This is a genomic window from Betaproteobacteria bacterium (assembly GCA_016194905.1).
Lineage (GTDB): Bacteria > Pseudomonadota > Gammaproteobacteria > Burkholderiales > JACQAP01 > JACQAP01.
Genome location: JACQAP010000014.1, coordinates 53,679 through 65,178 on the forward strand (window position 1 = coordinate 53,679; position 11,500 = coordinate 65,178).

The 11,500-nt window shown below is 63.4% G+C and carries 11 protein-coding genes; 7 read left to right on the top strand and 4 right to left on the bottom strand.

Features of this window, described 5'->3' with window-relative positions; genetic code table 11:
• The first annotated feature begins 14 nt into the window (after nucleotides 1–14).
• The 4 genes from HY067_08520 to HY067_08535 all read left to right on the top strand — a co-directional run bounded on the left by HY067_08520 (nucleotide 15) and on the right by HY067_08535 (nucleotide 4,453).
• Entirely contained in the window at nucleotides 15–2,528 is a 2,514-nt protein-coding gene (locus HY067_08520; GenBank protein ID MBI3528001.1) for an FtsX-like permease family protein, read from the top strand.
• A gap of 22 nt (nucleotides 2,529–2,550) precedes the next feature.
• Entirely contained in the window at nucleotides 2,551–3,618 is a 1,068-nt protein-coding gene (locus HY067_08525; GenBank protein ID MBI3528002.1) for a carotenoid 1,2-hydratase, read from the top strand.
• 125 nt (nucleotides 3,619–3,743) lie between these two features.
• Complete coding sequence (locus HY067_08530) at nucleotides 3,744–3,911, top strand: hypothetical protein (protein ID MBI3528003.1); 168 nt, start codon at nucleotides 3,744–3,746, stop codon at nucleotides 3,909–3,911.
• 17 nt (nucleotides 3,912–3,928) lie between these two features.
• On the top strand, nucleotides 3,929–4,453 hold the full coding sequence (locus tag HY067_08535) for a superoxide dismutase family protein (protein MBI3528004.1): 525 nt from the start codon (nucleotides 3,929–3,931) through the stop codon (nucleotides 4,451–4,453).
• A 97-nt stretch (nucleotides 4,454–4,550) separates the two neighbouring features.
• Here the strand turns inward: HY067_08535 and HY067_08540 are convergent, their stop codons facing one another.
• Genes HY067_08540 through HY067_08555 form a run of 4 tightly spaced genes read right to left on the bottom strand, consistent with a single transcriptional unit; the run spans nucleotide 4,551 to nucleotide 7,721 of the window.
• Nucleotides 4,551–5,225 carry a (5-formylfuran-3-yl)methyl phosphate synthase gene (locus tag HY067_08540; GenBank protein ID MBI3528005.1) on the bottom strand — a complete coding sequence of 225 codons (675 nt, stop codon included), beginning with the start codon at nucleotides 5,223–5,225 and terminating at the stop codon, nucleotides 4,551–4,553.
• Nucleotides 5,222–5,794 carry a DUF447 family protein gene (locus HY067_08545; GenBank protein MBI3528006.1) on the bottom strand — a complete coding sequence of 191 codons (573 nt, stop codon included), beginning with the start codon at nucleotides 5,792–5,794 and terminating at the stop codon, nucleotides 5,222–5,224. Before HY067_08545 ends, HY067_08540 begins: the two co-directional genes overlap by 4 nt.
• Nucleotides 5,791–7,188, bottom strand: a complete 1,398-nt coding sequence (locus tag HY067_08550) for a dihydropteroate synthase (protein ID MBI3528007.1) — start codon at nucleotides 7,186–7,188, stop codon at nucleotides 5,791–5,793. The genes HY067_08545 and HY067_08550 overlap by 4 nt, the downstream gene beginning before the upstream one ends.
• Nucleotides 7,164–7,721, bottom strand: a complete 558-nt coding sequence (locus tag HY067_08555; GenBank protein ID MBI3528008.1) for a flavoprotein — start codon at nucleotides 7,719–7,721, stop codon at nucleotides 7,164–7,166. The genes HY067_08550 and HY067_08555 overlap by 25 nt, the downstream gene beginning before the upstream one ends.
• Before the next feature lie 213 nt (nucleotides 7,722–7,934).
• On the opposite strand from HY067_08555, the gene HY067_08560 reads away from it, so the two are divergent.
• From HY067_08560 to HY067_08570, 3 genes are all read left to right on the top strand, one after another.
• On the top strand, nucleotides 7,935–8,312 hold the full coding sequence (locus tag HY067_08560; GenBank protein ID MBI3528009.1) for a 4a-hydroxytetrahydrobiopterin dehydratase: 378 nt from the start codon (nucleotides 7,935–7,937) through the stop codon (nucleotides 8,310–8,312).
• Nucleotides 8,313–8,353: 41 nt separating this feature from the next.
• Nucleotides 8,354–8,704 carry a dihydroneopterin aldolase gene (locus HY067_08565; protein MBI3528010.1) on the top strand — a complete coding sequence of 117 codons (351 nt, stop codon included), beginning with the start codon at nucleotides 8,354–8,356 and terminating at the stop codon, nucleotides 8,702–8,704.
• 460 nt (nucleotides 8,705–9,164) lie between these two features.
• Nucleotides 9,165–11,180 carry a sigma-54-dependent Fis family transcriptional regulator gene (locus HY067_08570; GenBank protein ID MBI3528011.1) on the top strand — a complete coding sequence of 672 codons (2,016 nt, stop codon included), beginning with the start codon at nucleotides 9,165–9,167 and terminating at the stop codon, nucleotides 11,178–11,180.
• Nucleotides 11,181–11,500 lie beyond the last annotated feature (320 nt).

Here is an 11,500-nt window from a genome sequence, read left to right on the forward strand (position 1 = left end):
GCGGCCGCGCGGTGATGCCGATCGCAGGTATCTCGGCGGCGGGTGCGGTGTTCCGCGGAGCGTTCGCGCAGAACCGGACGCGCACCGCGGTCGGGGTGCTCGTGATCGCCCTCGGTGTTGCGCTCGGCTACGCGGTACAGATCATCAACCAGGCCGCGATCAACGAACTGGCGCAGGGCGTGCAGGTTCTGTCCGGCGACGCCGATCTCGAAGTGCGCGGTCCACGCGGTGGCTTCGACGAGGCGCTGTATCCGGACCTCTCGCGGATGCCCGAGGTGGCTGTGGCGAGCCCGGTCGTCGAGGTCGACGCGAAGCTGGCCCGCCGCGACGACACGCTCAGGATCCTCGGTCTCGACGTGTTCCGTGCCGGTTTCATCCAGCCGGGTCTGATCGCGACCGCGACCGATCGCCTCGACACGCTGCGCTCCGACGTGCTGTTCCTGAGCCCCGCCGCCATGCGCTGGCTCGAGGTGAAGCCCGGCGACGTCCTGCCGTTCCAGGTCGCGCTCGCCGACTTGCCGCTGCGCGTGGCTGGCGAGCTTGCCGGCGGCGGCGAACAGCGCTTTGGCGTGATGGACATCGCGGGCGCGCAGGCGGCGTTCGACCGGCTCGGTCGGATCACGCGTCTCGACCTGCGCTTGCGTCCCGGTGTTGACGTCGCGGCCTTCCGCGGTCGGCTGCGCCAGCGGCTGCCGCCGGGGATCGCCGCGGAGCGGCCGGAGACAGGTCTCGCCGCGAGCGTGAGCCTGTCGCGATCGTATCGTGTGAATCTCAATGTGCTCGCGCTGGTCGCGCTGTTCACGGGCGGCCTGCTGGTGTTCTCGACGCAGGCACTCGCGGTCGTGCGCCGGCGCGCGCAGTTCGCGCTGCTGCGAGTGCTCGGTGTGACGCGAGGCCGGTTGACGGCGCTGATCGTCGCCGAGGGTGCGCTGGTAGGCGTTGCGGGCAGCTTGATCGGCCTGGCGCTCGGATTCGCGCTGGCGCAACTCACGGTACGCTGGTTCGGCGCGGACCTCGGCTCCGGGTATTTCCAAGGGGTCGTGCCAGTGTTGCAACTCGACCCGTGGGCGCTCGGCGTCTTTTTCGTGCTGGGCGTCGCGGCGGCCGCGTTGGGCAGCATCGTGCCCGCGTTCGAGACGGTGCGCACGCCGCCCGCACTCGCGCTCAAGGCGGGCGACGAAGAGCGCGCGTTCGCGCGGTTGCGTTCGCCGCTGCCGGGACTCGTCGCGGTGACAATGAGCGCGGCGGCGACCGCGTTGCCGCCAGTGGGCGGATTGCCGCTGTTCGGCTACGGCGCCATCGCGCTGCTGCTCGTCGGCACGCTGCTGCTGCTGCCTCGCATCGCGGCGCTCGCGCTGTCGCTGCTGCCGACGCCCGGCCGGCCCGCGCCGCAGCTTGCGATCGCGCAATTGCGCGGCGCGCCGGGCCAGGTGACGCTGAGCCTCGCGGCCATCGTTGCCAGCGTGAGCCTGATGGTGTCCATGGCGATCATGGTCGCGTCGTTTCGCGGTTCACTCGACACCTGGCTCGAGCGGATCCTGCCAGCCGACCTCTATGTGCGCGCGGCGAACGACGGCGACACCGCGTATCTGACGTCTGAGGTGCAGGCGCGGATCGCAGCGCTGCCGGGCGTGCGCCGCGCGGAGTTCCTGCGCGAGCAACAACTGCTGCTTGATCCGTCGCGGCCGCGGGTCGTGCTGCAGGCGCGCACCGTCGATCCCGCGAATCCGTCGCGCAATCTGCCGCTCCTCGGGACGCCGCTGGCCGTTGCCACCGCTGCGCCGCAGCCGGTGTGGGTCAACGAAGCGGCTGTCGATCTCTACGGCTTCACTCCGGGCAAAGTGATCGAATTGCCTGTTGCGGGAAAGGCCACGCGGTTCACCGTCGCCGGCGTCTGGCGCGACTATGGCCGGCAGCAGGGCGCGATCGCGATCGAGCGCGAGCGCTACGTCGCACTGACTGGCGATCGCGCGGTGACGAGCGGCGCGCTGTGGCTGGCGGAAGGTTCGAATCGCGGTGTGGTGCAGGCGTCGCTGCGACGCGAGATTCCCGGTGGCGAGCGGCTCGAAATCGCGACGCCGGGCGAAATCCGCGACGTCTCGCTCAAGGTGTTCGACCGTACGTTCGCAGTGACCTATGCGCTCGAGCTGGTGGCGGTGGTCATCGGCCTCGTCGGGCTGTCGTCGTCGTTCGGCGCCCTGGTGCTCGCGCGCCGGCGCGAGTTCGGCGTGCTGCGCCATCTCGGCATGACGCGGCGGCAGGTCGGCACGATGTTGGCAACGGAGGGCTTCGCCGTGAGCGGCATCGGTCTTGTCGTCGGTCTCGCGCTCGGGTTCGTCATCAGCCTGATCCTGATCCACGTCGTGAACCGGCAGTCGTTTCATTGGGGGATGGAGCTCGCGCTGCCGTGGCCGGCGCTCGCCGGGTTCGCGCTCGTCGTGCTGGCGGCCTCGACGATCACGGCAATGGCCAGCGGCCGGCAGGCGATGGGCGACGATGCGGTGCGCGCGGTGAAGGAGGACTGGTGAGCGCGCAACGGATGGACCGGCCATGAAGCGGCGCGCGTTCCTCGCCGCGCCGCTGCTGCTGGTCGCAAGGTGCGCAACGGCCGATGACGATTACCCGCGCGTCGAACCGGGCCGCGTGCTGCACTTCCCGCGCGACCACGGCAGCCATCCGCAATTCCGCACCGAGTGGTGGTACGTCACCGGCCAGGTTGCGGACGCCGCTGGCAACCGCTACGGCGTGCAGGTCACGTTTTTCCGCAGCCGGCCACGCGTGGCCGAGGCCAATCCGAGCGCATTCGCACCGCGCGAGCTCGTGTTGGCTCACGCCGCACTGGCCGACCCGCGTCACGGGCGGCTGCGGTACGATCAGCGCGCCGCGCGCGTGGGATTCGGACTCGCCGGCGCGGAAGAGGGCACGACCCGCGTGTGGATCGACGACTGGTCGCTGGATCTGGTCGACGGCGGCTACGCGGCGAAGATCGCGGCGCGCGAATTCGCGCTCGACCTGCGCTTTGCATCGGGGCAACCGGTGCTGCTGCACGGTGCAGCGGGTTACTCGCGCAAGGGGCCGTCGGCGCGGCAGGCGAGCTATTACTACAGCCGGCCGCAGCTCGCCGTGACGGGGAAGCTGACGGTCGCGGGAAAGGAAATCGCCGTCACCGGCGCCGCGTGGTTCGATCACGAGTGGTCGAGCGAGGTGATGGCGTCCACTGCCGCTGGCTGGGACTGGACCGGCATCAACCTTGCCGACGGCGGTGCGCTGATGGCGTTCCGGATGCGCGACACCATCGGCGGCACGCTGTGGGCCGGCGGGACTCTGCGCGCGGCCGACGGCAGTGTGCGCGTGTTTGCGCCGGACGAGGTCCGTTTCACGCCGTGGCGCACCTGGCGCTCGCCGCGCACCGGTGTCGCCTATCCCGTCGCGATGGCGGTCGGTCTCCCCGGTGCGGAATTCCTGCTGGAACCGATCATGGACGATCAGGAACTCGATTCGCGCGCGAGCACCGACACGATCTACTGGGAAGGCGCGGTGCGCGCGTTGCAGTCCGGGCGCGAGGCAGGTCGCGGGTATCTGGAACTTACGGGTTATGAGGCGCCATTGCGGTTGTGACGGATCGCATGGACCGAGCCATCGCCGGTCGCCCGACCTTGAACATAAGACCGTAAAATGGGGTCTTCCCAGGCGCTTAGCGGGGCCATTTTGAACCAAGAATGCACGCTTTAACGAGAGAAGCGATGCTTCGCGGCAACCGCCACTTCCTGCCTGATCACGTCTGGCACATCACCCACCGCTGCCATCAGAGAGAAGGCATTGCGTGGTTCGATCCGTCAGTGGAGGTGAAATTGCCGCCCAACAACCACATGCAGTGGACCGTTAGCGATCGCATCAATAAAGTGTTTTAACCAACGAAGGAGGACCCATGCAAACGCGATTCAGGATATTTTTGGTAGCGAGCACACTCTCTCTTTGTGGGGCGGCACAGGCTGATATTACCGTTCAAATGAGCACTGTTGACGAGAAAGGAATCGGGAAATCGATTGGCCAAGTGGCTGTCAGCGAAACACCCTATGGTGTCGTATTCAGCCCCTCGCTTGCTGGGCTCCTGCCAGGATTACATGGCTTCCATGTGCACGAAAACCCAAGTTGCGAGTCCAAGGAAAAAGACGGGAAGATGGTGCCCGCATTGGCTGCGGGAGGGCATTACGATCCGGCCGCAACCAAGCGCCATGGCCTGCCTTGGGGTGATGGGCATCTCGGCGATTTGCCCGCGCTATTCGTAGATGCCATGGGCAATGCTAATAATCCGGTATTGGCACCCAGGCTTAAAATTACTGATGTAAAAGGTCGCTCCTTGATGATTCATGCCGGAGGTGACAACCACGCAGATCATCCAGACCCCCTCGGTGGAGGCGGCGCGCGCATGGCTTGTGGTGTTATTCCGTGAGCGGTCGGGAGATCGGTAACAAAATAGGTTGGGAACTTTAGTTTGTAGGTGACTAAAGCGTATCTCATGCAGCAGCGCGACGATTTCGAGCAGCGCCTTATGGAATCGCCGCACGGATCGAAGCAAAGGCCTCTTGATCCAGAATCTGTCCGCGATCACCGTCTTTGCACAGTGCGCCACGAAATCCCAGGTAGTCCAGCTCGATTGCAAGAAGCTGGGGAACGTCTTCTCTTTGTAGCGAGCCGGCCAATCCCGTAAGAAGTCGGCAGTTACGACTGCGGGTAACAAACTCCTCAAGTTCCTTCCCGGTACGCCAGTCGCGAAGCGTCTTGCCGGTCTTGTGTGCCGTGTCCAGCATCGCACCGGCAAAGCCCACGTCGGCGAGCACATCAATAAGCGTGAGATCGTAAGCCTCGTCCGCGAACAGGACTGCAACCAGGCGGGCGTGTTTTGCCAGTTTCGACAGTGCATTTGCGCAGTCGAATATCCGTGCGTGGGAAAAGAAACCGATCTTGATGAAGTCGACGCCGGTGGTGGCCATGCGTTCCACGGCGGCGGTCATCGACTGCGGATCCATCGTAGGAAGGTCGCCGATGGTGGCGCTGACGGGCCGGCGTCCGCCGATCGCCTGGACGCATATACGCACCGCCGCGTGATCGAGCGCGCCGAGCGCGCCGCGTGAAGGTTCCTTGAGATCGATCAGATCGGCGCCGCCTTCGAGTGCGATCAGCGCCTCGTCCAGCGAGCGGACGCTGGCGAGCATCATCGTCATGCAGCGCTTTCCTTTCCGGCGCCGCGAAATTCTTCGACGCACGCTTTCAGCCAGCCCCAGGCCTCGAGCTCACGCGGCCCGGCTGTCTTCTCGACGCCGATCGCGAGATACGCCATCTCGGTATCGATCTTTTCCTGCTGCAGCATGCTCAACCGGCTCACCAGGATGGCCGCCTCGATCACCGCGGACTGCGCGCGATTGAAGCCGCCAAAGGCGCCGTGCGTGACCTGCGCGACTACCCGGCAGTAAAGGCGCGGCCGGGTTGGGTCTTCCTGTACGCGTTCCAGTCGCACTTCGGAATGTGCGAGCGCTGCCGCGAGCCGGCGGCAGGACAGGTGTTCGACGGGCAACGTGGGCCAGTCATAACGTCCGGTTAGGCAACCGGCAAAGATGCGCACGTCGTCGGTGTAATTCACTACTGCGCATTTCTCGCGAAGCACGTGTTCGAGCGTGGCGGAAGGCCGGAACGGACTGAGGACAATGAACTCGCCTTCATGGCGGATGCCTATCGGCGCGATGTGATCGCGACCGGATTCATCGCGCGTGGTGACGATCGTCTCGAAAATCATGACCCAGCCTTCGATTTTACGATCTGGGGCGACGCAACGAACTGCGCATCGGCATCGGTGCTCGCGCGTATTTGCGCCACGCCCCAATCGAGTTCGCTGTCCTGCACATAGCGCTTGCTTAGCTGCCAGGCGATCTGCGCCCGGGCCAGTTCGACGCCCAGATAGAAGGCATGCGAACCATCGTGCTCCAGTCCGAGGTGCGGAAACAACTTGAACGGATCGGTCGCCGTGCGCAGGCCGTCTCGATTGTAGATATGGAGGCCGTCGGGGCTGATCTGTACGCGAAAGCTCGGATCTTTTATTTCGGCCGCGGTCGCGGCGATCTCTTCGGCACTCCAGGGAAACGGGTCGAGCGTATGCAGCGCCAGCAGCGTTTCGCCGAACCCTTGTGGCAAGTCGCCGGCTTCGCGGGCCGCATACATCACGCGGCGGGCTTGGTCGGCTTCGCGAATGACGCCCGAAGCGTGCGCACTGACCTGGGTCGTCAGGATGTTGGTGATCCGCAACTCGGAAACGATGCCCATCAGCAACGCCTGGATGCCGAGCGTGTCGGCTTCGGTCAATTCGGTCAGGTTGCCGGTGCCCATCATCATCTTTGCGTCCGGACACTTCTTGCGCAGATCGCGGTAGCGCACCAGCGATTCGGTGAAACCGAAATGGATCGGTTCGATAACCGCATCGGCCAGATAATCGCGGCCTTTCTTTTTCATTACCTCGATCGTGCGATAAAGCGACTCCATGTCGCTCGGCGTGGAAGGAATCAGCACCGGAGTGGAGGCCACTTCGTCCGCGATCCACAAGGTTTCTTCTTTCAGGCTGAGCAGAAAATCCGCACCGGCACGGCCGCCGCGAAGCAGCTCCTGCGGATCCATCGAATCCACGCTGACCGCGAAGCCGGCCGCATGCAGCATGGCGACCGCCTCTTCCAGATGCCTGAAGGGCGTTTCGGGCAGGCAACCCAGGTCGATCACGTCCGCGCCGGCGTTGCGATAGTCGTTCGCCTGATCGAGCATGGCCATCAGGCTCATGTTCGGCGCGTCGACGATTTCGGCGAAGATGCGCACGTCGTGGCGGGTCAGGTCGATCGGTGCGGCTTCACGGCCGAAATACCGCGGGAGATCCTTGAGGTCTTCCGGCCCGCGCACGAACGGCACCCCGAAGTGCGAACTCAGCGCGTCGAGATTGCCCCGACATCGTCCCGGCACCATGACGCGGTCAATGCCGTTCGCGTCGGGAAGCCGGCGCTGGATCATGTCCGACGTCATCAATCCGGCCACCTGCAGGGAGAGCGCGAGCACCGAATGCCTGAACGGCGCCGGCTGCATGGCTTCGAGCACCCGATGCAGGTTCTTCTCGGCCAGCCGGCCGGTCAGGAAGAGGATGTGCTCCGACAACCCGACCTCTGGTTCAATGCGGCCCCCAGTTCTTCGACCGAAAGCACGACAGTTGTCCGGTCGAACTTCGCAAGCTTGCTCACATTCTCCAGATCGATCGGGCGCGGATAGACCCAGACGTCGCCACCCGGCGCTTCCGAAATCAAGGCGGGTGCAGTGTCGCAGGCAAACACGATGGACGGGATGCGGCATTTGCCGGCCTGCGCATAGATGTTGGTGGCGAGAGTATCGGATATCCCCGCGACGCACTTCGCCACGGTATTGGAACTCGCGGGGCCGATCACGACGGTATGGTAATCGCCGCCGTACAGGAAAGTCACGGGCACCGAACTGGCGGTGTTATCGCGATACACCTTCATGCCTTGCTTGAACGCAGTGAGATCGTAGCCGTACATCTTCAGGACCTCGCCGGCCGCTTCGCTCAGGAACAGGTCGACGCCGGGCAGGCCATGCACGATCTCCATGCATTCCTTGAGATAGTGTCCGGAACCGGTCAGCACCCAGGCCACGCGGGGTTCCGCAACTCTACTCATGGCCGCGACCGTCGGATGGGGAAGTCGAAGTCCGCGCCGGAACCAGCCGTTCCCTCATGTCTGCGTGCAACTGTTCCAAATTGAAACGTCTTCCATGCGCGACGTCGATGTGGCGATGTTAGTCGTGTTCGCGGTGAAACGGAACACGCTGGCGGCGCAAAAATATCCGGCTAGAATGGGTTCGGGAAAGCATCGTTGCGTCCGGGGGAGAACATGAGCGAACCTGCCGAGAAAGCCTACAGCGAAGCGGAGGTCAAGCAGCGACTCGCCGCGGAGTTGCCGCATTGGTATTACGAGGACGGCTGGATTCGCCGCAAGTTCAAGACCGGCGGGTGGAAAGGCACGTTGATGGTGGTGAACACGGTCGGACATCTCGCCGAAGCGGCGTGGCACCATCCGGACCTTACCGTGTCGTACGCGTTCGTGATCGTCAAACTCGTCACGCATTCGGCGAAAGGCGTGACCGGCAAGGATTTCGCGCTGGCGAAGAAGATCGAGGGGGTCGTGCAGTGGCAACCGGGCAAGGAAGGCGGTCCGCTGGAAGGCACGCCAAACGAGGACCAGCGGTTCAAATATATCAAGTACGACTGAGGCGGCCGCCAGGTCGAACAGCAACTCATCCGGCCGCTGACATGGACATTATTTTCATCCGCGACATCAGGCTCGAAACCCTGATCGGAGCCTACGAGTCCGAGCGCCGTCAGGCGCGAACCCTGCAGGTCAACATCGAGATCGGCCGCGCGTCGATTCGCGCCTGCAAGACCGACAAACTTGCCGACACGATCGATTACTCGGCCGTCGTCGGCGTCGTCAAGGACGCGTTCGCTTCGCACCGCTTTCACCTGCTCGAACCGCTGGCGGAAATGCTGGCTGGCCGGATCCTCGAAAAATTCGATGCGCAATGGGCGCGCATTGAAGTCTCCAAGAGCGGCATCGTGCCGAACGCGCGCGACGTCGGTGTGCGCATCGAGCGCAGCCGATAGGAGGAATGTCCCTGCGCGCCTCAGACTTTGCCTGCGGTGCGCAGATATATTGCATTGCGCAATGAAGATGGCCGGCCCCGGCTCCCGGTATCGTGCTCCAGGGCGCCAAAATGCGTTTCCGCAGAGCGCGGATGGTCGACCGGAAGATTAAAAAATTCATTCGGTTGCGCTGCGCAAACCGGTCCTGCAGCCACCAGCGTCCACCCCCACCCGGTCTTGTGACGGAATCTTGCGCTGCAAAATGAATATTTCCTCTTGCCGCCAGTCGAGGAAAGTACGTTGACCATGCCGGGGCTCTCGTGTTTGTATGCACTCAAGCGTCGTCAAGAACGCGGGATTCTTCACCCGGTTCGTGGCTGCGAATGGATGACAACAGGAGAGGCTCTCCGCCACGATCTCCGGCAATAAACAGTTCTCTTGTCCGGCTCCGAACCTGAGCCGAGACGGGGGAGGAGGTCGAATGAAACACAATCAGCCGACCACCGATGTGGCGGCGATTCGTCGCGCCTACGGACAGTTTCTCAGCAACGGGCGCGTACCGCGCGGCATCGTTCCTGATTTCATCGAGCGCTCCTGGCAGCGCAGCGCCGCCTTCGGTGTGGCCTACGATCGCATCCGCGAGATCGGCCGGGTAGACGAAACCGATCTGCGAATTGTCGTCAGCCAGTATGGCAACCTGATCAATCTGGCGACTCCGGTGATGGAGAACCTCCATCATCAACTCACCGGGTCGGGCAGCGTGGTGCTCTTGTGCAGTGGCGAAGGTTTCATCCTGCATTCGATGGGCGATCCGGATTTCCTGCCGAAAGCGCAGCATATCGCGCTTAAACCCGGCGTTTCCTGGGCTGAGAATCAGAAGGGCACCAACGCGATCGGCACCGCCATCGTCGAGCGCCAACCGGTCGTGATCTACGCCGGACACCATTACATTCGCCAGAATCATTTCCTGGCGTGTTCGGCAGCGCCGGTGCTCGATCCTTTTGGCGAGGTCGCCGGCGTTCTCGACATAACCTGCGACTACCGGTATCACCAGCGCCACACGCTTGCACTCGTGCAGATGTCGGTGCGCGTCATCGAAAGGCAGATGTTCCAGCACCGCTTCAGTCGCGACGTGGTATTCAACGTTCATCCCGAGCAGAGTTACCTCGGCAGCCCCTTCGACGTGCAGGTCGCGTTCTCGTCAGACGGCGATTTTCTTGCGACTACGCCGGCGACCTGCAGTCAGCTCGACCTGCAACTGGACGGATTCCACGGACGATTCGAGGAATTGTTCGATGCACATTTCGAGCAGGTACTCGACAAGCTGCGATCCGCGTCACCGTCGACAATCCAGGTCCGTCTGCAACACAGCGGTGTACCGGTATTTCTGCGACTCGCGCATCCCGCCGTTCCCAGGCAGGTGATACCGAGTGCCGCGCTCGAACCCTCCAACCAGGAAAAACAACTTTTCGGCGAGCCGGCGCGGCAACCTTTGACGCTCGACGCGCTCGGAGCGTCCGACCCGGCGCTGCTGGTCACCATCGACAAGGCGAGGCGCACGCTCGGACGGGACATACCGATTCTGATCGAAGGGGAAACCGGCACGGGCAAGGAGTGGTTCGCGCGTGCGATCCATAACAGCGGCCCGCATGCGGCAGGCGAATTCGTCGCCCTCAATTGCGCGGCGATCCCGGAAGCGTTGATGGCGGCGGAACTATTCGGGTTCGAGGACGGCGAGATTACGGGCACAAAGCGCAAAGGAGCGCCGGGCAAGATTCAGCGCGCGGATGGCGGCACGCTGTTTCTCGACGAGATCGGCGAGATGCCGCCTGCGCTGCAGGCCCGGTTGCTGAGTGTTCTCCAGGATCGCGCCGTCACGCCGCTGGGAGGGGTTCCGGTCGAGGTCGACATAGCCGTGGTCTGCGCCACGCATCACCGGCTGGCCGATCTGGTGAAGGCCGGCGAATTCCGCGAAGATCTCTACTACCGGTTGAACGGACTGACGCTGCCGCTGCCGCCGTTGCGCCATCGCAAGGACATCATCGAACTGGCGAAGTCGATGGATGCAAAGGAATCCGGCGCTTTGCGCCGAATCGACATATCGGAGGAGGTGCTGCAGCTATTTGTGCACCATCCCTGGCCGGGCAACGTTCGCCAGATGCACTCCGTGATTCGCACGGCAATCGCGATGGTCGATGAAGGCGAGATGATTGAGCGTCGGCACCTTCCGGAGGATTTCCTCGCGCAGTTGGAGCAGGGCACGGCACCGTCTGCGGCCTACGTGACCGCGATAGAAAGCCTCGAGAAAATAGAATTGCACGCGATCCAGGAAACGATACGCCACAATCACGGCAATATATCCGCGGCGGCGCGTCAGCTCGGCGTAAGCCGCACGACGCTCTATCGCAAACTCAAGCAAACCGGCTTCCTGTCTTCCGGAGCGCCGGGCGATCGCGATTCAATCGGTCGCGATCACCGCGTCTGGCGGCACGATTGACGATTCGGATCGCGGCTTTTTCAATTTCGTTTCGCCGCTGCGCTTGTTGCCTCGATCGAGCGCATCGAGGCGCACCTGATCCATCCTGAAACAGTTGTCCAGAAGTGCAACACCCGCGTGAAATACCCGCTCGCGCGTGCTGCATTTTCACTCGGAAAAATCATTGACCCTGTAATTGCACTGTGCTGTTATAGCTGCACACGTTCGGTGTGATGTCCTCGCGGAATGCGTGCGCCTGAAATGTGTATGCCGTTACGGCGCGAGAGGTAGCACGTTGGATGGCCGTGGGGCAATGTGAAGTCCTCGTTCCACTTCAAACA

Bases quoted from the DNA above. Each gene is read 5' to 3' on its own strand.
- HY067_08520 (MBI3528001.1), top strand. From the start codon at position 15: ATGCCGATCGCAGGTATCTCGGCGGCGGGTGCGGTGTTCCGCGGAGCG.
- HY067_08545 (MBI3528006.1), bottom strand. From the start codon at position 5,794: ATGATTTTCGAGACGATCGTCACCACGCGCGATGAATCCGGTCGCGAT.
- HY067_08525 (MBI3528002.1), top strand. From the start codon at position 2,551: ATGAAGCGGCGCGCGTTCCTCGCCGCGCCGCTGCTGCTGGTCGCAAGG.
- HY067_08570 (MBI3528011.1), top strand. From the start codon at position 9,165: ATGAAACACAATCAGCCGACCACCGATGTGGCGGCGATTCGTCGCGCC.
- HY067_08560 (MBI3528009.1), top strand. From the start codon at position 7,935: ATGAGCGAACCTGCCGAGAAAGCCTACAGCGAAGCGGAGGTCAAGCAG.
- HY067_08565 (MBI3528010.1), top strand. From the start codon at position 8,354: ATGGACATTATTTTCATCCGCGACATCAGGCTCGAAACCCTGATCGGA.
- HY067_08535 (MBI3528004.1), top strand. From the start codon at position 3,929: ATGCAAACGCGATTCAGGATATTTTTGGTAGCGAGCACACTCTCTCTT.
- HY067_08530 (MBI3528003.1), top strand. From the start codon at position 3,744: ATGCTTCGCGGCAACCGCCACTTCCTGCCTGATCACGTCTGGCACATC.
- HY067_08540 (MBI3528005.1), bottom strand. From the start codon at position 5,225: ATGACGATGATGCTCGCCAGCGTCCGCTCGCTGGACGAGGCGCTGATC.
- HY067_08555 (MBI3528008.1), bottom strand. From the start codon at position 7,721: ATGAGTAGAGTTGCGGAACCCCGCGTGGCCTGGGTGCTGACCGGTTCC.